Origin of the sequence: Janthinobacterium lividum (genome assembly GCF_034424625.1) — a bacterium.
Taxonomy (GTDB): domain Bacteria; phylum Pseudomonadota; class Gammaproteobacteria; order Burkholderiales; family Burkholderiaceae_D; genus Janthinobacterium; species Janthinobacterium lividum.
Genome location: NZ_CP139977.1, coordinates 68,668 through 90,488, shown reverse-complemented (window position 1 = coordinate 90,488; position 21,821 = coordinate 68,668). Strand labels below are relative to the sequence as shown.

Here is a 21,821-nt window from a genome sequence, read left to right as displayed (position 1 = left end):
GCATCTCGGGGAGCATGGCTCAGTCAAGCCAACAACCACTGCCATCTATTACACATGAAAGGAGAGGAATATGAAAATTGCACCCAACGATGTCACCACAAGCCGTGGCCGCATGCTCCGCGTCACAGCGATGGCGGAACTGTCCTATCTCGTCAAAGAAAGGGAAGTGGTATCCGGCCGGCCAGGCCGGGATTTCTTTGTAGGGAAGCGTCGGAACCTGGCATTTGTGATCCATGCCGAAGGCAATGGCTTCGAGATCAGGAGAGCGGACAGCAATGCTGCGAACGAAGTGCATTACGTGACGGATCAGCAAGCCACCGAAACCGTCATCGGCAGCGCACTGCGCGACGGCAAGCTGTTCACGCCAAGGCTCGCCGATTAACCCATTTCATCCACAAGCGGGGTGCAGACCCCGCCGGTCGCGCCTCGCTGCAGGGGTGCTGACCAATGGAGGAAATGATGAGGAAAGAGGAATTTGACGAAAGAATGCGCAGGATGCTGCCGCTGGCACATGGCCGGTGGACCTCCATCCTGGCGCAATGTGGCGTAGATGAGCGGCTGTTAAATCACCGCAATGGTCCATGCCCCATCGCCGGCTGTGGCGGCAGAGATCGCTTCCAATACACCGATAAATTTGGCGAAGGAAACTATTTTTGCCGGCACTGCGGCGCCGGCGGCGGCTTCAAGCTGCTGCAGCATTGGCTACGCATCAGTGCTAGCGAAACACTGCGCACCATCGAACGCATACTCAACGTACTACCTGACCAGGCTCCCGGAGGAGCACCTCAGCGCGCAGTCCACGATACCCGGCGAAGCCGGGAGAAGATCTGGAACGAAACCATCCCGATCAGGGCTGGAGATGAGGTAGACCGCTACCTGGCCAATCGTGGCATCGCTCTGGAGCTGTATCCGGCGACGCTGCGTTTTCATCCCGCACTGCCGTATTTTGTACGGGAAGGCGCGGCAGACAAGTACGTGCATGTGGCTGATTTTCCGGCCATGGTGGCTTGCCTGCAGGGGAAGGATGGCGGCATCGTGGCGCTGCATCGCACTTACTTAAAAAATGGTGCGAAGGCCCCCGTCGAGGAACCGAAAAAGCTGCTGGGAGATGCGTGGTTTGGTTCGGCCGTCCGTCTGGGAGAGCCTACGACTGAACTGTCGGTGTCGGAAGGCATCGAGAATGGCATTGCGGTGCTCAAGCGCACGGGGCCACCGGTCTGGCCTGCGCTGACGGCGGGCAACCTGGAGCATATCTGGATCCCGGATTCGGTCACCAAGCTGAGAATTTACGCCGACAACGATGCAGATAGCTGCTTCGATGGCCAGGCATCCGCCTACTTCCTGGCACGGCGCTTGAAAAAGATGCGCCGTACGACACCCATCGAGGTCGAGGTGTTTGTTCCCAAGGTACCTGGATCTGACTGGACAAATGTATTTGCAGCGACATTACGCTGCACGAGCAAGGCGGCGTGATCGGCCAATATAAATCCGAGGAACGCGCGGTATCACGCTTGCTGATGGCGCCACTGAGCTTACCTGGTGGCGAATGGACGCCGCACGATGCGTCCAGGTAATGCACTACTTTCTATTTTCACCCTGCGGGGATGTTCCCGCCCGGGTGCATCTCCGCCTTATTGAGGAGATCATCATGAGAGAAGGCCGTACCCTGAAAAATCTGGCTGTTGAACTTGAGCGTCAGCTGGCCAGCAAGAAAGACATGATCGTTCCTGCGATGAAGATGCGCCTGTCCACCAGCACGACTGGGCAATGCACTTTATTGATCGATGAAGCCGGCGGCGCGCGCGAATACCCTGTCAATGCGTTCGCCTTGCAGCAGATTGCTGATAAACATGCGATCCCGCATGGCTACTTTGAGCGCATGCGACTGGAAATGCCCATGCTGCTCGACCGGAACGTGAATGCCTGGATGCATGCGCATCCGCACATCAACCGGCTGGTACGCACGCTCGACGGCAGGGCCCGTGCATTCCTGACCGACCGCTATCGCCGCATTGACCACTGGGACTTGGCAAACTACATTTTGCCGATCCTCGACCGCTTGCCCGGCGCACGCTTCGAATCGCTGGAACTGACGGAATCGCGGCTATACCTGAAAGTGGTGACCAGCAAGGTGTGCTGCGAAGTCGCACCTGGCGACGTGATACAGGCGGGTGTCGTGGTGAGTAATTCGGAAATAGGCAGCGCCAAACTGCGTGTCGAGCCGCTGATCTATCGCCTGGTGTGCAAGAACGGCCTGATTGCCGCAGACCGCTCGATGCGCAAGACGCACCTGGGGCGCAAGCTGATCAGTGATGAGGAGCATGTGGTCGTGTTTCAGGACGACACCTTGAAGGCGGATGATCATGCCTTGTTCCTGAAGGTGCGGGACATGGTCGAAGCAGCGGTATCGGCAGCGACCTTCCAGCTGATTTCCGCGAAAATGCAAAAGACCATGGGCATCCAATTGACGGGCGATCCTGTTAGATCGGTGGAAGTACTGGCCAAACGGCTTACTTTGAATGAGGATGAACGTGGCGGGGTATTGCGCCATCTGGTTGAAGGTGGGGAATTGTCCGCGTATGGCCTCATCAATGCCGTAACCGGCTATTCACAAAACATCGCCGACTATGACCGCGCCACGGCATTTGAGGAATTCGGCGGGCACATGCTCGATTTTGAACCGCCTGAATGGAAAGCCATTGCGGCTGCAGTGTAGCCGCACCTCTCTGCGCGATAACATTTTTTTATGTTATCGCGCATGAACTTTTCCCTACACTCCAACTCATTATGTATTGCTGGAATTTTTCTTGGTTCTAGTAACCCCAAGTTCCTAGATATTGTGAAAACAGAAGCAGGTCATGTGCAGGCATTCTTTCACTCCAGAAGCATTCCCCAAACGTACACCTTAGACTTGTAAAAAACGGTAACGTTTGCCATTCCAGTCAATTTCAAAAACGATGGTCGTTGTCGCACGAAGGCGAATGCCTCCTATAATTTACCTCTTATATAAAATTACCTAAGATTTGACATGGCTTGCATAAAACGCAAAACCCCCTCATAATGATAATGATTTTCATTCACTGAACAGCAATAGGAGAGCTGTCCACATGTACAGAAATCAGCCACGCCATCCATAATTCCAGCTTACTAACTTGACATGTGGAGCAAGCACGCTCGCCCCACATGTCAAAAAAGTAACGAAGACAGCCAGTGCTCACTCACATATCAACTGTTCTATGGTCTAGCCTTTGTGCTAGGCCATAGAACTATTTAATGAAAACTGGAGAAATTATGAGTGGTAAGGATCTTGGCCTGGTGGAAAAGGATCAGCTTAGGCAATTTCATGGCACAGAAAAAGACATTTTGACGGTAAAAGTTGCACCTGCTGGTACGATTTTCACTGATGCAGACGGCAACCAAAGTAAGTCGTTGTTTGGCCATGTCTGGATTGAGTTTCAAGGTGAATCAATTGGATGGGGGCTTGGCGATAGCAAGGGGGTCGGCGGAGCAGAAAATCTCACTTTCCGTGATTCACAGGCATATGATGCGGCAAATACTTCGAGCATTAGCTATCCGCTGTATTCGCAATCCGTGATCGGCAACATTTCCAACTACATAAGCGATCTGAAATCTGGCGTATTCAATCGCGATTTTTCTTCCAACTATAATCTTGTCACCAATAACTGCATCGACTTCGTCAACTCAGTCATTCGCGTCACCCATCACGACAATGACATGCATTTCATGGATCACGTCCTTGAACTGGATGAATTGACGCCGAATGGAGTAGAGGAAAATCTCGAAGAGACTGCTGAAGAGCAGAAAAACGCGGAAACACCGTTAGTTATCGACATGACCGGCGAAGGAATTCATACCACGCTTGAAGATGGATCCATATACTTTGATCATTCGGGTGATGGAGACTCTGGAAGCACCGGATGGATTAAGAACAATAGTGCGTTCCTTGTATGGGATAAGAACAACAATGGTCTCATTGATAATGGCAACGAGATGTTCGGGAACAACACCATTCTCCAGCAGAGTGGAGAAAAAGCTGCTGATGGCTTTGCCGCGCTTGCAGACTTAGATAGCAATAAAGACGGGAAATTTGACGCTGAAGACTCTTTCTGGATGTCTTTGGGCCTCTGGCGTGATGCAAATAATAACGGCATTACCGACTCAGGCGAGCTCACTTCGCTGCACGCCTCTGGCATAGAATCCATCAATCTTTCGTACTACAATGCTGATATTTTTGATGCCAATGGCAACCTGCATGGCCAAGCCTCCAGCGTCGATTGGAATAATGGCTCGACGACCAGCATTGAAGACATTTGGTTCACGGCAAATCACCACGTAGTCGATCCAATGCAGACCGAGATCCTTCGGGGTGCCTGGACGCCGGAAAACAAAGATGTAGAGCTCTATACTGCATGAAATTAGAATATGAAAAAATCGACATTCGTTGCAGTACTGGTTCCGCTCACGTTTGCCTTGAGCTTTCCCGTTTTAGGAGGTGAGATGTCCGGCAAACCTGTACCAAAAATCGTTTTTGAGCATCCTGCCGACTATTTATCCTCCTTCAGCGTTCCAATGCCATCGAATCAGGAAGGATTTTATGATTTAGTGGAAAAAGCCGATCGAGGCAACACTGATGCGAATTGGATGCTGGCCGTGATTTATACGGCCGATAAGCAGTTCCCAGAAGCGATGGCGCGTTATCGCCTATCCATTAGTCTAAATGACAATAGAAAAGCGGCCTCTTTGTCCAACCTGGGAATGCTATACCAGCAAAAAGGGGACCACTCTACGGCTAATCAATTATTCGAAGAGGCCGGCGCCCAAGGCAATTTTTTAGGGTATAAGAACATTGCGACGAATTACTTTCTTGGCAATGGAATACCAAAAAACTATGAAATTGCTTATGCATATTTCAAAAAATCGGCTGCTCTCGGATGCGCTGACTGTCAGTGGACCATCGATCACTGGGATGATGCAGTAGCGATGAATGAAAAAAATAGCCAAGCAGCCGCCAAGAAATAGCTTCCCTCACTGGTTGATAGTCCGCGCAATTTCCCTCGGTTATATTTGGGGGAAATTGTCGCATAGTCAACCACCTGGATCACAGCAGCTAGTTCAACAATAAAAATACGTGACTGAAATCATGCCGGGCTATCGACATGGCTGGCTATTCACGTCGCCGGTTTTCCGCAAGAACTATCTCGCTTCCTGCTCAAACCTCCACCAATTTTTCGACAACAAGGATTCGTATGAGCGAATCGCGTCTACTCAATTTACTCCACCATCGCTCCTCAAGTGCAATCAGTCCAATCATGGCTGCATTGTCTCATTACCGCGCGGCATTCATATCCATCGGGTGTTTCAGTGCAATCATTAACATCTTATTGCTGGCACCGTCGATGTATATGCTCCAAGTCTACGACAGAGTACTCGCATCAAAAAATGAGATGACGCTCTTCATGCTCACTGCCATGGTCCTAGGCGTTCTCGGCGTGCTGTCATTTCTTGACTACATCCGCAACATCATTGCCGTGCGCATAGGATATCAGCTGGAACAGAATCTTGACCGCCATGTCTACACTGGCACCTACCAAGCCAATTTAAACGGATCCAACTTATTGGCTGTCAATACCTTGGGCGACTTGAGCACTGTAAGGCAGTTTATGTCAGGCCCCGGCTTTCTTGGATTTTTCGATGCGCCTTGGTTCCCGATTTATCTGGTGGTTATCTTTTTGTTCAATGTCTGGCTTGGCGTCCTGGCGGTCATAGGATCAGCCACATTGCTAACAATAGCTGTCGTAACCGAGAGAATATCTTCGAATGCCGCCCGGGAGACGGCCACTCTGTCGATACGAGCCAATGCTACTGCCACTTCTCACCTGCGGAATACCGATGTGGTAGAAGCAATGGGCATGATGCCGGCACTATTTCACAAGTGGCAACATTTGTATGCCCATTTACTACAACAACAGTGTTGTGCCGCCGAACGCACAGTGAGACTGAATTCCGCGGCACGGTTTTTTCGTATGGCATTTCAGTCGATCGTCCTTGGTACAGGTGCCTTGCTTGCTATTGCTGAACAAATCACCCCAGGCATGATGATTGCCGCCTCCATTCTGATGGGGCGCGTACTCGCACCGCTGGAACAAATGATCGGAGGCTGGAAACAGTTTACTTCCGCTCAGACGGCGTGGCGCCGGCTTGATGCAATAATTATTGGAGTAGCCGACGAAACGGATCGCATGTCGCTACCGCGCCCTACCGGCCATGTGAGCGTAGAAAGCGTGAGTGTCTGCGCACTATCGACGACCGAGGGCTCTGAGGCGCGCATGGTGTTTTCTTCGCTAAGCTGTCAACTGGCTCCTGGCGATGTAATGGGCGTGATCGGTGCATCAGGATCAGGAAAATCTACGCTAGCCAGCCTATTGGTTGGCGCAAGAAAACCTGCCGCCGGAAAGATTAGGCTCGATGGAGCAGATATTCATCAGTGGGACAAGTCTGAACTAGGACATTCGTTGGGTTATCTGCCTCAAGACGTAGGGCTCCTCAGCGGCACGCTACGTGAAAATATCGCGCGGTTCCAAACCACAGACCCTGCAGAAGTCATACGTGCCGCGCAGTTAGCAAACGTACACGATATGATTTTACAAATGCCAATGGGGTATGACACCGTTCTGGGAGACGGCGGCATCGGTTTGTCCGGTGGTCAGCGACAACGTATTGGCTTGGCACGAGCGGTGTATGGACAGCCTGCGCTAGTCGTGCTCGATGAGCCAAACGCGCATTTGGACGCAGCAGGTGAACTAGCGCTTGGGCAAACCGTACGCCATTTAGCAGCGAACGGTGTCACCGTTGTTCTGGTGACGCACCGTAGCTCACTGCTCGACCTAACGAATAAGCTGCTGTGCCTTCGCCACGCGCAAGCCGCGCTATTTGGCCCGACCGCCACTGTGCTATCAGCACTCGCAAACAATGCCAAGAACCTCAAGGCAGTAGCCTCATGATGCCCAATGAACAAAAAAAAGCCGTGCCCGGTACCTCATCGATTCACTCGGAAAAGGCAAGGATGCATGCTGGTATAAGGCATCGGAAGGACGTCGAAAACGCCAAATCATACGTTCGGACTGAACACTTTTACATTTGCCTTGGCTGGCTCGTCGTACTGATTGGCGCGTTTGGTTCCGTGCTATGGGCTGCACTAGCACCGCTCGACAAAGGGGTGTCCATCCCTGGCACAGTGAAGGTAGCAGGAAGCAGCAAAGTTATCCAAACAGCACTCGATGGCAAGGTAAAACGTATCTTGACGCACAATGGCGCGGCCGTGTTATCGGGACAGGCTCTCGTCGTACTCGACGACACTGAACTCAAGGCGACGGTGGCATCACTTCAAACGCAACTGGCCTCCGCACGGACAAGTGCATTTCGACTGAGTACGGAGGGTGCCTCACAGGACGACATGCGGCCATTGAGGCCGACGGGTGTTACGGCGGATAGCGGATCCGAATTTACACAGTTACAACGGCAATTAATGGACGCTCGGCAACAGGCACTTTCCCGTGAGCTTGAGGTGCTAGCTGAGCTATCCGCGGGATATGAAGCGGAGCTCGCAGGATTGCAGGGATCCCACGCCGCGCGCCGGCAGCAGGAAGCTGGACTACGGGAGCAGGTAGATGGACTGAGGGCACTTGCCGATGATGGATTTGTGTCCCGTAATCGTTTAATTGATAGCGAGAGGCTGCTCGCACAAACCAATGCGGCGCTGGCACAAGATGTCGGCAGAATCGGACAGCTGCAGCGTCAGATCAACGAACAGGGACTGCGCAAAAAACTAAAACGGGAGCAATTTCAAGCGGAAGTGCAAGGCCAACGGGCCGAATACTGGCTTCAGGTGGAGTCCTTGAGTGAGCGACTCAGGTCGGCGCAATACAGCTTACAAAACTCTGTTATACGGGCAGCGGTAGACGGCATCGTCGTTGGTATGTCTGTTTTTACCGAAGGTGGCTATGTGCGCTCTGGTGAGCGCTTGATGAGTCTTGTTCCGGCAGGGCGGCACAATATTATCGAAGCCCAGTTGCCGGTGCACCTGGTAGACAAGATAAAGAAAGGACTACCAGTCACCATAATGCTGACCGCATTGAATCAAAATGTGACGCCGCGCATCACCGGAATCGTGAGTGTGGTCGGTGCAGACCGTCTACTGGACGAGCGCTCAGGAAACGCCTACTACAATGTGGAAGTCGACCTCACCCCAGCATCTTTCGCGTCACTGCGATCGCAGGAGCTTCGCCCTGGCATGCCAGCAGAAGTTTTCATTCGCACAGGCGAACGTTCCCTGTTGTCGTATTTATTCAAACCCATACGTGATCGTGCGCGAAGCGCGTTGTCTGAAGAATGAAACCCATACCCAATCACAAGCGCATGGTGCGCACTATGTCATTCATCGGAGCTATTCTATTTGTGCAGGCAGTATCCGCCGCGGACTTGCTTACCCTTTACGCGATGGCGGTGGATAAGGATCCGGCTTTTCAGGCCGCTCGGGCTGATTGGGCTGCGGAGCAAGAACGCAAGCCAATTGCGCGCGCCGCATTGCTGCCAAAAGTATCGCTGAACTATCAGAATTTCCCTATCAATCATCAAGCAGCCAAGCAACCGAAAGGCAACATTGAGCCAGTAAGGACGCAACGCTCATATACAAGCTTCTCAGGAAAACTCGTGATGACACAGGCGCTATACGATAGCGGAGCCGTAGCGCGCTTCGGGCAGGCGGAAAATCAAGCATTGGCGGCAGATGAAAAATGGAAGGCAAAGCAGCAAGAGTTGCGTCTCAAAGTGACGACCGCCTACGTGGAGGTACTCTTGCTTACTGAGCAGTACAAGCTCGCCAAGGCTCAGCGGAATGCACTGGCGGAGCAGCTAGCACGCAATTCAATGGCACTGATACGAGGGGACGGAACCAGGACCGATATTGCTGATACTGAAGCCAGGTTAAGTTCCGCGGATGTTCATCTCATTGACGCCGAAGACAACATCGATATTGCCTTGCGCGCACTTCGGTCACTTACCGGTGCCGATCAGCTTGAAACGGCGAACCTGCATCCTTTACGGCCGGATTTTGCCGAAAAAATCGCCCCTGGGTTGCAAACGGAGGCATTGGAAGAATGGCAACGTATTGCGTTATCGTCGAGCGCGGAACTGGCGTTGCAACGTTACTCCATTGAAATCGCACGATTGGAAATACGCTCTCAGCAAGCTGGACATCGGCCTACTTTGGAACTGATGGCGCAGCACTCTCGAAGTGAGTCGGAGTCCGCATCGACATATAACCAAGGATTTTCCTCCAGCGGTATCGGTATCGCATTGAATATTCCATTATTTTCTGGAGGTGGTATTAGCGCTTCCGCACGGCGAGCAGCATACATACTACAAAATGCGTCCTCTGTATTTGACGTAACGAAGTCCGAATTATTTCTCGAACTGAAACGTCAATATCGGCTGAGCCAAGGTGGTCCTGCTCGCATTGCCGCGAGTCTGAAAGCTGTCGTGGCGGCCCAGATTTCATTGGCCGGCAACCAGCGGGCGATGGCGGTTGGAGAGCGCGTAAATCTGGATGTGTTGAACGCATCACAACAGCTTTACACGGCCCAGCGTGACTTGGCAAAAGCCGAATTCGACCTAATCAAGGCAAGACTTGCTCTGCGATATAAGGCCGGGGTGCTTCATGAGGCAGATTTACATGAAACAGCGACCTACTTTCAACGGGGATTAGTCGACAAGTGAAAAAAATAGCGTGGTCCGTAGTCACTCACCTAACATACCGCAACCATTAACGTTGGGTATGCCGCACGACATCCTCCCCGTCCTCAAGGACGGGAATTCCTACGGCGCTGTACGGTGATTTGCAAATCGCTTCGATGGGATTCCTGTTGTTTTGAGTGGTCAGGCCGCACCATCTCTCCACGGGCTATCAAGCGCCATCCCACTCTTAAATATTCCTCGCATCTATCACATCAGCGTGATTTGCTTAACCGCAATCGATGCACAGGAATTTCGCTTGGGCCTGGTGGTTATCTTGCGACACGTGGCTGCAACCCTGTCGTGCCAATTGGCAAGATCAGAAGTGCACTGGATTAAACACCTGTTTCACTCTTCCCATGATTGTCAAACCAGCCAAAGGACGCGGGATGCAGATTGCTGTATAGCGCGTGTTCTCACATCGCAACAGCAGATCGCGTTCAAGCTGAACGTCAACGTGCCGCACCAGCATCCGCCCCAGGTAGTCGAGTACATAGGTGCCGTTGACATCCGTGCGCGCGTCGACCATGTCAAAAAAAACGGCCGCGCCCGGGTTAATCAAAGGGGCCATGTCATCCCCCTCCATCACAAGCACCTGCCATGCGTGCAATTCGGATGACGCTTGAGCAATCAAAGCGCCGATCCAGTCCGGGCGCTGCTGATCCTCGCCGCAAAAGTGTGCGGCGACACCGTCGACCAGGTCATCAAATGGAAAAGCAATACGGTGGTTGGTCAGTCCCAGCAGCCAGTTCGCATCCACACCGAACTGGATGCACAGGATGGCCAGCGAGCGCAAGTCCGGTAGGCCAGGCATTACCGGTTCAATCCAGCGGCTGACCGTTTGCAGCGCGCGACCGGTAATGTCGCTCAGAAAACGTTGACGTTGCGTTACAGGAATATTCAATTTTGAGAGCTCGACATTTAATCTGTTGCGAAAACCTGGCACGAGATCAATGGCGACAGTGCTTGCTGTCTCTTTTGACAACGGTACAATTTTTTTCAGCGTATTCATTTTTGTGCTACTCCCCAGAGTCAAAAATCGCGGAGCGAATTTATTTGTAAGGCATTTGCAGCATTTGCTATTTCCTCCCATCACTAATTACATGTTACATTTTTGCAGCTACCACAAAAATAATTATAATCAAGCCGAGCCTCCGGCATTCTCTAACTTCTAACAAAATGAGAACATGCTATTGACTCTCGGTTTTTCGTGGTGTAGCCTAAAAATTAAATAAAGCCACCTTTTATTAATCGAAATTTGTTTAATGGCAGAGATTGCTATTTTTTCCAGCAACCACCCAAGTTATTACCCTTATTCAGTTTCAATATGGAAAAGATCGAGGATGACCATGGATAACGACCACGTATTTAATAGTGTGCAATGGATGAATTTTCAGTTATTGACGCTCATTCATTCCAACCTCAAAACCAACCCGGCGGCAACTGCGTACAGCTTCAGGCTGACGAAAGAACAATGCACGCGCCTGCTCAAGATGAGTTTCACCGACATCCAGGCAATCGCGGCCAACATGACGGGTGAAAGCCTGTTCTTGCCACGTGACAACCTGCTTCAGCTGCTCGATGCCCCAGCGGGACTGGCCAGCATCTTGTCAGCGGTGCGCAAACATACACCACCTGGTGTACCGCCTGGCAACAGGACGACACCGGACATAGCGATGTCCTGATAGTCGAGGTGCGTCATGGGACATATCCAGGTGAATCGCCATATCAACGCGTTTATTCTTGCCGATACCTGCGCGCAGCTGGGCGCCACCATTGGCACCGCATCGTGTATCAGTGGCTTGAGTCTGTCGGTCTTGCGCCGTCTCCTGTATGACCAATCCGGCGAGAAGCGTGGCCGCGGGATAGCCTCGGCCATTTTCTGGTATGAACGGACGAATAACATGGCCAAAGCAGATGCCTGCATGTTTGCGGCCATTTTCTTGCGCATCTGCGAGTTGAACGAATTTGGAGCAAGTTACACACCAGGCAATGCGCTAATCGACAGTTTTAAGTTGTATGCAGAACGGTGCCGGCGCGATCCCTATGTGTCGATTGATCGGGCATTTTTATTGGCCTGTCATTTAAAAGGCATCTGGACACAGCGATCGCCATCGCTACTATTAAAAACATGCCGCCATTGCACATCGCAATATATTACCCATCGAAAAAATGTAATGAGTTGCAATAACCCATGCGTTTTCTGTCATTTAATTAAAGCTTATGCAACCGATCCGCGTATTCGCCGGCACTTTCCACAACCTGAGCCACCCATTTCCCTGGAGGCACATCAACGGAACCGCTCCTACGAATACGCTTTCCAACGTGCAGGCCATGCCTAGCCCCCAGGAAAGATCGGCTCCCATGGACTGCGACCCAATGCCGAAGCACTAAGGGATCATTAAGTCATGCGCCTGCCTGCCTGGCTCTATTGCATTTTGCGGCGTGAGCCATGCAAAGGCATGGCAACAGCATCCGGGGCCAGCCCGACACAGCGCCCCGAACAGAGCAGTGCCTATCCACCCTGCCAGCAAGAGGGCATGGCCATCCGTTCCGCGGAGGCAATCATGCAGAGCCAACATGCGTTCATCCAGCGCATCAAGTTGTCATATGGCAGCGATCACGAGACCTTTCAGAAAGAGCTCGTTCCACCAATCCACAAGTTCGTCGACTATGTGCTCGACTTGCCAGCGACACCGAGTCAGCACTTTTGCGCAAGCGGAGGGATGGTCGACCTGGGCTTAAGAACGGCATTTTTTGCCCTGCAGGCCACCGATGACCAGATTTTTGAAGGCCGCGCGACCATTTCGGCCCGCCGCCACCTGGAGCCCCGCTGGCGCCGGGCCACCTTTATCGCTGGCCTGTGCGCCGAATTGCACCGGACACTGAGCCATATCCAGGTCAGCGATGAGCATGGCGAGCAATGGCAGCCCTTCCTCATGCCGCTGGCACAGTGGGCCGCGCGGCAAAAAGCAAAACGACTGGTGGTGCGCTGGGAGCCCGGCGCGCAGGAAACACGCTCCGTCGGCCTGTTTGCGCTGCCGATGATTATTGCGCCGGAGACGATGGCATATCTGGCTGAGGGCAACAGCGTGGTGGTGCCGCACATGCTCGCCGCGATCAGCGGCAGCGTGACTCGCCAGCAGCACAATTTGCTCGACGACCTGGTACGCCGCGCGGCCGCCTTTGTCATCGACAAGGATCTGCAGGAAAGTGCGCGGGTGCAAGGATCCGTGAAACCCGCACTCCATCTGGGCCGCTATTTTCTCGACACCATGAAGGAACTGGTCGATGCACATCCCGCGTGGGTGCCCAATGGCGACAAGTCGCGGATCTGGCTAGGCCCGGATGGCCTGTTTCTCATTTGGCCGAATGCGGTCGCCGACATTCTGCAGGTGCTGGAGGAAGCATTGCTGCCGGGGCTGCCGCAGTCGGACAGCGAGGTATTGGACATCCTGCTGGCCAACGGCATGGCGCAGCCGCAGGACGAGGTGCAGCTCACCTGGCTCATCAAACCGCCCAACGTCGCCAGTGCATTGGAGGCAGTTAAACTCGATAGTCCGGGGCTGCTGTTCGAAGGCATGGTGCCGCCGCCAGTGCCGCTGGCGATGCCGCTGATCGTGCCCGGCAAGCCCGCCCGCAGGCCTGGCCCAGCAATGTCCGAGACGGCGTCTCCGGTTCGCACGCCTCAGGGGCCGAAGTCGCCCCACGCACATGGCGCGAAAACCACCGCATCGGTTCACCATTTGCGGCTCGCCGCCGACAACACAACGGCGACGCCAGCGCCCGCGGTGCCGATCACATCTGGAAGTAAAACAGCCGGCTTGGAGGATCTGTTCTCCGGGATCGCCCCCAGTAGGGAAAGCGGTCCGGGCGGCATGCATGACATGCCGCCCGGCTCAGGGGACGGGGAGGCACCGCCTGCCGCTCAGAATGACTTGCCGGGACGGGAGATCGAGGTGTTGTCGCTCGCCGCGCCCATGCGCATGCACCCGGCGCTGGTGAAAGCGCTGGCCGACATCGTCCATACCCTGAACTTGCCGGCCTCGCGGATGGCCTGCTCGACCACCTCGGACGGAATCTTCATTCCGCTCGGCGAGCTGGCGAAACGCCAGATCGATATACAGACCGCCATCCGCAGCATGACAGAACTCGATATGCTGGTACGGCAGCGTGGCAAGGGGACGACCACCGACTTGCCATTCCGCGGCAAGACCGTGCCTGGCGTGGTCCTCAAGCCGGCATACGTCAACGGGCTGCATGTCGAGGATTTCAAAGATCCGGGTGCAGAGGAGTGACCCATGCTGCTGCGCAAATACGAAATGCCGTGGCGCCGGCCGTCGGAACTGCTGGCAGGCACAGCCTGGACGGCTGCGGCGGCGGCCTTCGTGTACATGACGCCGGATGGCATGCCAGTCAAACTGGGCCTGTGTTCTGCTGCGGCCTCTGTGCTCATGGCCGCCTTCCGCATGCGGCAGGGCCTGCATATCGTCAAGGTACGCGCCGCGCTGTCAGGACGCGCCATGGAAATGATCAGCACCAGGACCCTGGCAAAGTACATCCAAGAGGACGACCAGCTTTTCCTGGGCTTTGGTTTCGAATGGACGCCGGTGCATTCGCAGCGCCTCTACGAGCTGTCGAAGATCGACTACAAGGACTACCTGATCTCGCCGCTGCTGCAGAAGGTGCTGGGTTATGCGATCGGGCGCAGCTATGTGATCCAGCCGCAGCCCGACGCCGAGATCGGCTTACCAATACTACACGGCGTCAGCCCCGTGGAGCGGCCACTGTACCGGCCACTGCAAAACTTCGAGGGTGGCACGGTCATCGTCGGCACCACGCAAGCTGGCAAGGGTGTCATGCTGGGCAACTTGCTGACCCAGGCCATCAAACGCGGTGATGTCGTGATCATCCTCGATCCCAAAAATTCCAAGCGCCTCAAGCGCATTGTGATGCGCGCCTGCCAAGATTATCGCGATCCAGACACGTTTCTCTGGTTTCATCCGGCGTTTCCGGAAAAAAGCGCCCGCATTGACTTCACATTCAACTGGCAGAAGCCAACCGAGATCGCCTCGCGCCTGGAATCGATCCTGCCCCCCGATACGGCCGGTGCCTTTACGGCCTTTGCCTGGAGTGCCGTCAACGTGGTATGCCAGGGCATGGTGGCCCTGGAACGGCGCCCGAATCTGATGAAGCTGATGCGCTACATCGAGGGCGGGATCGAACCGATCCTGGAAGCGTGTTTACGGCGGCACTACCAGACCTTGTTCGGCGCCGGCTGGCGCAGCCGGCCGGACATGGCGCACCTGCTGGACAAATCCAGCCGTGGTCTGATCAAAGCGCCGAGCCCGTCTGCCAGTGCCGACCTGCTGGCGTTCGTCGCCTACTATGAGCTGCTCCTGCCGGAAGCGCAGCACGACAAGGTCATTGACTCCCAGGTCGGCGTCTTTCGCCACAACCGCGAGCACTACCAGAAGATTACCGCCAACCTGCTGCCGATCCTATCCATGCTCACCTCGGGTGACCTGGGCAAGTCGCTCTCGCCGAATCCCTTTGATCCCGATGACGAGCGGCCGATCATGAACTTCGAGAAGATCGAGCGGGGAGGCCATGTCCTCCTGATGTGCCTGGACTCGCTGCCCGATCCCTCTGTCGCCAGTGCGATCGGCGCCCTGGCACTGGCCGACCTGGCGGCGCGCTCGGGCATGCGCTACAACCTGGGCGGCTATCGCCGCATTACCCTGGCGGCAGACGAAGTGTCCAACGTGATCAACCAGCCCCTCATCGAGATACTCAACAAGGGCGCGGAGGGCGGCATCTATTCGATTGTGGCGATGCAAACCATTTCAGACCTGGTGAACCGCCTGGGCAGCCAGGATGCGGCCAGGATGGCACTGGGCAATCTGAACAACCTGATTGCCTTCCGCTCCAAGGACCAGCCCACCCAGGAATTCATTTGTGAGACGTTCGGAAAAACCGGCATCCATAGCATGAAAGTGGGGCGCAACACCGCCTCCGATGGGCACCTCTCCGATTTCACTTCCGTCACCTCGCAGCAGGTGACGGAAGAGTTGGACGACGCGATTCCGCCTTCGATGCTGGGAAAACTTCCGAATTTACAGTATTTTGCCTCCGTTTCCGGAGGCCGGCTGATCAAGGGGCGCTGCACACTGCTCGATCCAGGTCCGGAGGATGCGGAGGAGAAAGCATGATCATCCGCATCGTTGCCGTCGTGTCATTGTGCCTGATGCTGGTACTGGTGCTGTATCTGCCGGCAGCCTATACCACGGCGCAATTCCTGCAGCAGATCCGCGTGGAGCACGCTATCTGCAGCCAGTACTGGCAAGGAGGTGCTGCGGCACGCATCCTGGAGCGGACCTTTGCGTTCGTTGAAAGCAAACCTACGCACGCGCCGCTCATCATCCCGGACAAACCGCCGGCATCGCCGGGCACCGCCGTAACGCAGGAAATGGCGAAAGTCGGCACCCGCATGTTCGACAACGCCTACATCCGATCGCTCAACGGACTCTTCGCCCTGGGTGCCTACCGTCTGGCAACGTTGGTCGAATGGCTGCCGCCGTTCGGGATACTGCTTGGTGCCGCCAGCATCGATGGCATCATCATCCGCGCTGTCAAAAAACATGAATTCAGGCGGCACAGCCCGGAAATCGTCAGCTTGTCCGTCTGTCTGATGATCATGACGGCATGCGCCATGGTACTCCTGCTGGTCATGCCCTGGACCCTGCATCCGGTTGTACTGCCAACCATGCTCCTCGGTATCAGCATATTGATGAATCTTGGCATAGCCAACTATGCCAAGGCGTAAGGCACATCTTGGTCATCTACCCCACCTGCACGAGCCGCCGATCAATCTGAAAGCTCTGGACACACTGCTCAATGCGGGCGTGCGTCATAACAGAAGCATCGGCTTCAAGGTCTACGTACCGGCTTCCACCTTAAATCCGAACAAGTGCATGTTGCACGACACTTTCAAGTACATGGCCCTGGACTTCCTAACGTTTGGCAATGGCAACCTGGACGACCTGCCCAACTGCCGCGGCAAGGCACTGGCATACACCCGCATGCCCTTGCTAAGTACCCGGCGAGAGCCTCTTTCGTGAACGACTTCCGGGCTGTGTAACAGCCTCGACTCTCGTCGCCTGTGCGCCTGGATCATGTCGGCGACATTGCCGGCCGTGCCGACGACCGTGTGCACTAGGCCTGACGCGGCATCCACTCCGCTAGGGGCTTTCATGCCAAAGTGCCATGCATTGCCCTGCTTTGACTGGTGCATCCTGCATCTCGCTCGCCATCCTTGTTCTTGATGGACGGTGGCGCAGCGATCAACGTAGTGCCCACGATGCTGCCCTCACACACCATCAAGCCTTTCTCGGCCACGTGTCCGTTGATGGTGTCGAAGATCTGGTGCGTCTGCGCGTTTGTTTCCAGCAGGTCGCGCATTGCCAGCAAGGTCGTCGCGGCCCGCGCCGACTCGCGGCCCGGGCCAATGCCAACGAAAGCGCGGATGGACTGGCTGTCGTAGACCGCCTCCTCGATGCCTTCGTCCGACAGGCCAAAGCACTGCTGGGCAATGTACATGCGCACCCGCCCGGTCGGCGGGCGCCCGGCGCCTTCGACTTTCGCATAGAAGGGATCGATCAGCTTGTGCAGCTTGCCCTCACGGCGTCACGCTGTCGATTTCGGCCAGGAAGCGGTCGCGCCGCGTCAGTTTCTTCTTGGCGCCGTCTGCGAGGTCAGAGTAGCTCTTTTGCATGGCCGATGGCGGGCGGTGGCGGTAATGCGATTGTCTCAGGTCGGACCGCCGCAGAGAACGGTGCCAAATAAATTAATCAGTGCTTCCACTTTAGGCGCTTTGACGCTGTAGGCCTATGAAGATCCCTCCTGATTTCTCTACCTCACACCAGTCCCAGCTACTCGCGTCCTCCCGAAAAAAAGGCGGCGTCCATTTCAGTCCCTAGGCCTTGAATGCCGCTATCCGATTTCTTCTCGTAGGTTTCTTTCCTGCTCATATTGCATGCATCGCGCGTCCTCATTTGAGCCAAATTTCCACTTGGGCGCCGGTTCTAACCTTCAGTGCCACTTCTCTTTTATCCCATGCGCTTCTTGCCCAGTTGCCTGCGAACAACCCGGTGAAATATACATTTTTAGGAGCAGTCCTATATCGGCGCAAACCATTTCCCTATATCGTCCGAACCTGAATCAGAAGTGGCATTTCAGATTGAAATAATTACTTATATATTGTCATATCTTTCAAAGTATCATTACTTTACGTTATTGATCGAAAACCAGATTCCAGAGGCAGCTAAAAACAATACAATTAACTTTTTATATATTTTTTCAATAAATTAAAAATTGCAAAAAGTAAATTATTTATACAGCAAACTCATAAAATAAGCAGTATGGTTAAATCAAAAAATGTTCAAAGCACAGTAGGTGTACTTTTTTTTACACAGTCTCTCTTCATAACGCTTAATGTCTCTGCGCAGACAGTATCGCCAATTCTTCCTCCTATAGAAGTACAACGTTATCAAGAACAGCAATTTCAAGTGGCAAAGGAACGTGCAATTAAGTTAATTGACGTTCTAACTCCTGACAGAGCAGGGCCGCTTACCCAATTTGAATTACCCGTTGAAGTACCTTGCTTCAAAATTAATGAGGTTGATTTGGTAGGAGGGGAGTCGTTCCCTTGGTTATCTCAGTATCTGCACATCGAAGGCGCTTGTTTTGGCGGACAAGGCCTAAAGAAACTGAAAGGATGGATCACTCAGTACTTAATTAATCGCGGCTATATTACAGCGCAAGTCAACATACCAGAGCAAGACCTTGCAAAAGGGCATCTGATTATTGAAATTATTCCTGGCCGTATCGGTGAAATACGAGAGGAAGGTTTTAATATTGGAAAATCATTCGGAATATTTCCGGGCAATTCAAACAAGCTACTCAATATACGCGATCTCGACCAAGCACTTGAAAACATTCGCCGACTGCCAGGACAAGCCGGCACCATCTTTGATCTTATACCTGGCATAGCGCTTGGTGAAACTGACATTGTGATCCGACATCCAAAGAATACGAAGCGGATACATGTTGTTCTAACCGCAGATAATTCGGGCATTGATACGACAGGTCGTAACCAGTTGGGAGTAATCGTTGCAATCGATTCTCCGCTTCATTTGTACGATCAGTTGATTTTCACTTTCAATAGCGATGCCGAGTTTGGCAATCATACTCTCGCGTCTAGCGCAAAAGGCGCCGTTTGGAACGTACCTATCGGTTATGCATCGTTTTCGTTCGGTGTGAACGAATGGTCTTCAAGGCAAAAACTTTCATATTCAGGTACAGCGATACCTTATACCGGGCGTACGCGCCGCTTTGAGGTTGGCATGAGTTACGTTCCATATCGCTCCAGTCATAACAAGGGCCTCCTCCAGATTAAGTTAGTTCGTCGGCAGGATCAAGCTTGGCTTGGAGGGGCAGAGCTTGATGTGCAGAAGCATGATATTAGCAGCTACGAGATTAGGCTCAAGCATCGGGAAGAAGTTACTCAGGCATCGTTCGATGCAAATATTGGGTTGCAAGGCAGTTTGGCTGGAATCAGTAGCTTCCCAGGCAGTGTCAACGGGCAATCTACCTGGAATGGTCGTTACCAGATTATCACTGCGAACGCAGGTACTGACGTGAAATTCCAGGTCAACGCACGTCATTTTGACTATCGCGGCAAGTTCTCTCTGCAGTACGCCCTGATGCCAACACCGTCCACTGAATATCTACAGATCGGAGGACTTTATACAGTACGTGGCTTCGATGGTAATCGAACACTAGCTGCACAAAGCGGATGGACTTGGCGTAACGAGCTATCGACAGTACTCACTGCTGCCAACGAAACCTATATCGCACTTGATGCAGGACGGGTTAGTAGCATGTCGACCGTGCCTCAGAGTGGGGGCACCCTCGTTGGTACTGCATTGGGCTTACGCGGCAACTACAAGTGGCTCGGCTACGATATATCTCTTGGCTTGCCGCTTGCCAAACCAAAACACTTTCAAAACAGCACAACTTCGCTAAATATTCTACTAACCAAAAGCTTTTGAGTCTTCGTTATATGTTGGCTTCCCGATATTTATTGCTGTTTTTTATAGGGAGATGATTTGTAGTTATCCAATTGCTTGCTATGCATTTATTCTGGCTCAATATTTTTATGCCAATGTCTTTTTTAAATAGAGGAAAATATGAATAACATTACTCAACAGAATCGTCGCAATACAGTCACTTTCACTTTCCGTAAAATGGCTGCCGCCCTGGCGGCCGTTATGCCAATGCTTTCAGCAGTTACTGCCCATGCGCAGCCAACATTGTTGGTTGCTTCGGGCGAAAAACAACAACCCGGCATCAGTGCTACAGCAAAGGGTATCCCCGTAATCAATATTGTTGCGCCAAATAGTGCAGGCGTATCACTCAACAAGTTTACCGCCTACAACGTCGGGACAACTGGCCTGATTCTTAATAATAGCAAGGCCGCAGTACAGACGCAACTCGGTGGAAAGATTTCCGGCAATACGCAGCTTGGCAATATACCTGCGAAAGTCATTGTGAACCAAGTAACTGGCGCGACGGCATCATCCTTAAATGGTCGTACTGAGATTGCAGGTCAGTCCGCACACCTGATCGTTGCCAATCCGAATGGAATTAACGCCAATGGTGCGGGCTTCATTAATGTGAACCGCGCAACATTAACTACTGGCAATCCAGTATTTAATGCCGCAGGCGCTGTTGCCGCAATTGACACAACAAAAGGTATTATTACGATTGAAGGTATCGACGCAAGGAACGTCGATCAGGTAGATCTTATCGCTCGAAGTTTGAAAATTAATGCTGCGTTGCAAGCAAAAAAATTGACTATCGCAGCCGGCGCAACAAATTACAATCTTGGTACCGGCGTGGTGACCAAGAACACAAGTATTGGACTAAAGGGTGATGGTCCAACACCGACAGTTGCCATCGATGTATCGCAACTGGGTAGTATTCATGCTGACTCGATTCGCCTCATTGGTTCGGAAAGTGGTGTTGGGGTGAATGTCGCCGGTAAAATTGCGGCGCTGACAGGGGACCTAGTCATTTCCTCTGATGGGAAAGTGACTCTTGCTCAAGGCAGCACCATAACAGCAGCCAAAAGTGTCTCCCTTAATGCCAGCGTTATCAACCGGGGGATGGTGAACGGAGATAAGACTACAATCAACGGAAATTTGAACAATCTGGATTCTTCAAGCTCAGTCAATGGTACAAGTCTCGTTACAGTAAACGGCAGCGTTACCAACCAGGGTAAAGTCAGCGGAGACAAAACTACAATCAACGGAAATTTGAATAATCTCGGTACTTCAAGCACCATCAATGGTACAAGTCTCGTTACAGTAAACGGCAGCGTTACCAACCAAGGAAAAATCAGCGGAGGCAAAACTACAATCAACGGAAATTTGAACAATCTGGGGTCTTCAAGCTCCGTCAATGGTACGAGTCTGGTTACAGTAAACGGCAACGTTACCGACCAGGGTAAAATCAGCGGAGGCAAAACTACAATTAACGGAAATTTGAAAAGTCAAGGTTCTTCGAGCGTCGTTAATGATACAAGCCTCGTTGCAGCAAACGGTAGCGTTACCAATCAAGGTAAAGTTAGTAATCCCAAGGTCAGTATCAGCGACAACCAGGTCAATCCGGGGTTTATCGGTGACATTGCAAATAATAGTGCCGGCAACAGTAGCCCCACTGTCAACAGCGTCAATGGCGACACCGGTGCATTTACCTTCACCTATGCCTATAAACCCGCAAGTGGCCCGACTATTACAGACAGCAGCAATGGTTTCCTCAACTTTACAGGCAACAGCAACTTCTTCCCGACCTTCAATGCTGGCAACAGCAACTTTACTTTTAATCTGACTGGTTCCATGTAATAGGGAAGGGCTGATCAATTCGCTTGCTTAGCGAGGTTCAAGGTT

16 protein-coding genes and 1 pseudogene are annotated in these 21,821 nt (G+C 52.9%); 15 read left to right on the top strand and 2 right to left on the bottom strand.

From position 1 onward, the window contains the following. Positions 1–70 precede the first annotated feature (70 nt). The 8 genes from U0004_RS28875 to U0004_RS28840 all read left to right on the top strand — a co-directional run bounded on the left by U0004_RS28875 (position 71) and on the right by U0004_RS28840 (position 9,795). Entirely contained in the window at positions 71–382 is a 312-nt protein-coding gene (locus U0004_RS28875) for a hypothetical protein (protein ID WP_070258218.1), read from the top strand. 65 nt (positions 383–447) lie between these two features. Next, a complete protein-coding gene (locus U0004_RS28870) occupies positions 448–1,473 on the top strand; it encodes a DUF7146 domain-containing protein (protein WP_231958617.1) in 1,026 nt (341 codons plus the stop codon). A 175-nt stretch (positions 1,474–1,648) separates the two neighbouring features. Next, positions 1,649–2,716, top strand: a complete 1,068-nt coding sequence (locus U0004_RS28865; RefSeq protein WP_070258220.1) for a DUF932 domain-containing protein — start codon at positions 1,649–1,651, stop codon at positions 2,714–2,716. Between the two features lie 557 nt (positions 2,717–3,273). Beyond that, complete coding sequence (locus U0004_RS28860) at positions 3,274–4,434, top strand: hypothetical protein (protein WP_217495263.1); 1,161 nt, start codon at positions 3,274–3,276, stop codon at positions 4,432–4,434. A gap of 9 nt (positions 4,435–4,443) precedes the next feature. Further along, entirely contained in the window at positions 4,444–5,040 is a 597-nt protein-coding gene (locus tag U0004_RS28855) for a tetratricopeptide repeat protein (protein WP_070258222.1), read from the top strand. Positions 5,041–5,177: 137 nt separating this feature from the next. Beyond that, the gene (locus U0004_RS28850; RefSeq protein ID WP_081345789.1) at positions 5,178–7,022 is read left to right on the top strand and encodes a type I secretion system permease/ATPase; all 1,845 of its coding nucleotides are present in this window, start codon (positions 5,178–5,180) and stop codon (positions 7,020–7,022) included. Then, complete coding sequence (locus tag U0004_RS28845; RefSeq protein WP_081345790.1) at positions 7,019–8,413, top strand: HlyD family type I secretion periplasmic adaptor subunit; 1,395 nt, start codon at positions 7,019–7,021, stop codon at positions 8,411–8,413. The genes U0004_RS28850 and U0004_RS28845 overlap by 4 nt, the downstream gene beginning before the upstream one ends. A gap of 35 nt (positions 8,414–8,448) precedes the next feature. After that, positions 8,449–9,795 (top strand): TolC family outer membrane protein, encoded by a 1,347-nt coding sequence (locus U0004_RS28840; RefSeq protein ID WP_070258303.1) that lies wholly within the window; start codon positions 8,449–8,451, stop codon positions 9,793–9,795. Positions 9,796–10,129: 334 nt separating this feature from the next. Here U0004_RS28840 and U0004_RS28835 read toward each other — a convergent pair whose 3' ends face one another. Continuing rightward, positions 10,130–10,822, bottom strand: a complete 693-nt coding sequence (locus U0004_RS28835) for a S24 family peptidase (protein WP_139144233.1) — start codon at positions 10,820–10,822, stop codon at positions 10,130–10,132. Positions 10,823–11,159: 337 nt separating this feature from the next. Between U0004_RS28835 and U0004_RS28830 the strand changes: the two genes are divergently transcribed. The 5 genes from U0004_RS28830 to U0004_RS28810 all read left to right on the top strand — a co-directional run bounded on the left by U0004_RS28830 (position 11,160) and on the right by U0004_RS28810 (position 16,636). Beyond that, a complete protein-coding gene (locus U0004_RS28830; RefSeq protein ID WP_139144234.1) occupies positions 11,160–11,495 on the top strand; it encodes a hypothetical protein in 336 nt (111 codons plus the stop codon). A gap of 15 nt (positions 11,496–11,510) precedes the next feature. Beyond that, a complete protein-coding gene (locus U0004_RS28825; RefSeq protein ID WP_071653719.1) occupies positions 11,511–12,152 on the top strand; it encodes a FlhC family transcriptional regulator in 642 nt (213 codons plus the stop codon). A gap of 198 nt (positions 12,153–12,350) precedes the next feature. After that, a complete protein-coding gene (gene mobH, locus U0004_RS28820) occupies positions 12,351–14,108 on the top strand; it encodes a MobH family relaxase (RefSeq protein WP_070258230.1) in 1,758 nt (585 codons plus the stop codon). Between the two features lie 3 nt (positions 14,109–14,111). Next, complete coding sequence (gene traD / locus U0004_RS28815) at positions 14,112–16,022, top strand: conjugative transfer system coupling protein TraD (RefSeq protein ID WP_070258232.1); 1,911 nt, start codon at positions 14,112–14,114, stop codon at positions 16,020–16,022. Further along, complete coding sequence (locus U0004_RS28810) at positions 16,019–16,636, top strand: DUF4400 domain-containing protein (protein ID WP_081345793.1); 618 nt, start codon at positions 16,019–16,021, stop codon at positions 16,634–16,636. Before traD ends, U0004_RS28810 begins: the two co-directional genes overlap by 4 nt. A 300-nt stretch (positions 16,637–16,936) precedes the next feature. On the opposite strand, the pseudogene U0004_RS28805 reads toward U0004_RS28810, so the two are convergent. After that, positions 16,937–17,584, bottom strand: a pseudogene (locus U0004_RS28805) (IS5 family transposase); the annotation flags it as partial. A gap of 646 nt (positions 17,585–18,230) precedes the next feature. Between U0004_RS28805 and U0004_RS28800 the strand changes: the two are divergent. Further along, positions 18,231–19,922, top strand: coding sequence for a ShlB/FhaC/HecB family hemolysin secretion/activation protein (locus U0004_RS28800; RefSeq protein ID WP_071653720.1), 1,692 nt, complete (start codon positions 18,231–18,233; stop codon positions 19,920–19,922). A gap of 138 nt (positions 19,923–20,060) precedes the next feature. Further along, positions 20,061–21,776: a two-partner secretion domain-containing protein gene (locus U0004_RS28795; protein WP_081345794.1), complete on the top strand. Its 1,716-nt coding sequence runs from the start codon at positions 20,061–20,063 to the stop codon at positions 21,774–21,776. Positions 21,777–21,821 lie beyond the last annotated feature (45 nt).

Coding starts and splice junctions, on each gene's coding strand:
- U0004_RS28875 (WP_070258218.1), top strand. CDS start 71: ATGAAAATTGCACCCAACGATGTCACCACAAGCCGTGGCCGCATGCTC.
- U0004_RS28870 (WP_231958617.1), top strand. CDS start 448: ATGGAGGAAATGATGAGGAAAGAGGAATTTGACGAAAGAATGCGCAGG.
- U0004_RS28865 (WP_070258220.1), top strand. CDS start 1,649: ATGAGAGAAGGCCGTACCCTGAAAAATCTGGCTGTTGAACTTGAGCGT.
- U0004_RS28860 (WP_217495263.1), top strand. CDS start 3,274: ATGAAAACTGGAGAAATTATGAGTGGTAAGGATCTTGGCCTGGTGGAA.
- U0004_RS28855 (WP_070258222.1), top strand. CDS start 4,444: ATGAAAAAATCGACATTCGTTGCAGTACTGGTTCCGCTCACGTTTGCC.
- U0004_RS28850 (WP_081345789.1), top strand. CDS start 5,178: ATGGCTGGCTATTCACGTCGCCGGTTTTCCGCAAGAACTATCTCGCTT.
- U0004_RS28845 (WP_081345790.1), top strand. CDS start 7,019: ATGATGCCCAATGAACAAAAAAAAGCCGTGCCCGGTACCTCATCGATT.
- U0004_RS28840 (WP_070258303.1), top strand. CDS start 8,449: ATGTCATTCATCGGAGCTATTCTATTTGTGCAGGCAGTATCCGCCGCG.
- U0004_RS28835 (WP_139144233.1), bottom strand. CDS start 10,822: ATGAATACGCTGAAAAAAATTGTACCGTTGTCAAAAGAGACAGCAAGC.
- U0004_RS28830 (WP_139144234.1), top strand. CDS start 11,160: ATGGATAACGACCACGTATTTAATAGTGTGCAATGGATGAATTTTCAG.
- U0004_RS28825 (WP_071653719.1), top strand. CDS start 11,511: ATGGGACATATCCAGGTGAATCGCCATATCAACGCGTTTATTCTTGCC.
- mobH (WP_070258230.1), top strand. CDS start 12,351: ATGGCCATCCGTTCCGCGGAGGCAATCATGCAGAGCCAACATGCGTTC.
- traD (WP_070258232.1), top strand. CDS start 14,112: ATGCTGCTGCGCAAATACGAAATGCCGTGGCGCCGGCCGTCGGAACTG.
- U0004_RS28810 (WP_081345793.1), top strand. CDS start 16,019: ATGATCATCCGCATCGTTGCCGTCGTGTCATTGTGCCTGATGCTGGTA.
- U0004_RS28800 (WP_071653720.1), top strand. CDS start 18,231: ATGGTTAAATCAAAAAATGTTCAAAGCACAGTAGGTGTACTTTTTTTT.
- U0004_RS28795 (WP_081345794.1), top strand. CDS start 20,061: ATGAATAACATTACTCAACAGAATCGTCGCAATACAGTCACTTTCACT.